This is a genomic window from Caballeronia arationis, from assembly GCF_001544975.2.
GTDB classification, from domain to species: Bacteria; Pseudomonadota; Gammaproteobacteria; order Burkholderiales; family Burkholderiaceae; genus Caballeronia; species Caballeronia arationis.
Genome location: NZ_FCOG02000620.1, coordinates 1 through 524, shown reverse-complemented (window position 1 = coordinate 524; position 524 = coordinate 1). Strand labels below are relative to the sequence as shown.

At 60.1% G+C, this 524-nt stretch carries 1 protein-coding gene; it reads right to left on the bottom strand.

The genetic code is table 11. The features are described 5' to 3' along the window. Positions 1-299: 299 nt before the first annotated feature. Positions 300-524 (bottom strand): hypothetical protein (locus AWB81_RS48265; RefSeq protein WP_062644842.1); only part of this gene is annotated, 225 nt, incomplete at its 5' end.

Sequence of the window (524 nt, the reverse complement as noted above, 5' to 3'; positions counted from 1 at the left end):
CGGCCTCCGTGACTTCCTTGCTCAGAAGCTCGACGCATCCGCCGTAGACATCAATCTGTAATTGGACGTAGATGGTCACGTTGCCGGTGGGCGGGGGCCCCGATGCCGACCCTACTGGTGCATAACGGCATTCCCGGGCTGGTTTTTAGTCCTTCTTGCACATCGCCCTGACGCCAAAGCCTATCCAATGCCGCCCGAAGTCAAGCTTCCGTGCCAGATCGACGCGCAGGCCGTCTCAGAGCGGCACGTTCGACGAGTCTTTGAATTGTGGTTGCGTCACTAGTTGGTCGAGCACGGTCTTACCGGTCTTGCCGGGTGTCCCAGACACGAAGGATCGCTATAGCAATAGGTTCGTCCGCGTAGGCCGGCAAGACTTCGTAGTGAAGTTCGTAGCGTCCAGCGAGGCACACCCACCGATGCACTCCGCGCGCCGGGGGTCCATCGTAACCGTCTAGTTCTTCCCCGATACGATGAAAATGGTCCTGCCCCAGGCGCTCCGCCTCGTCGAGCAGCGCGTTGACGAC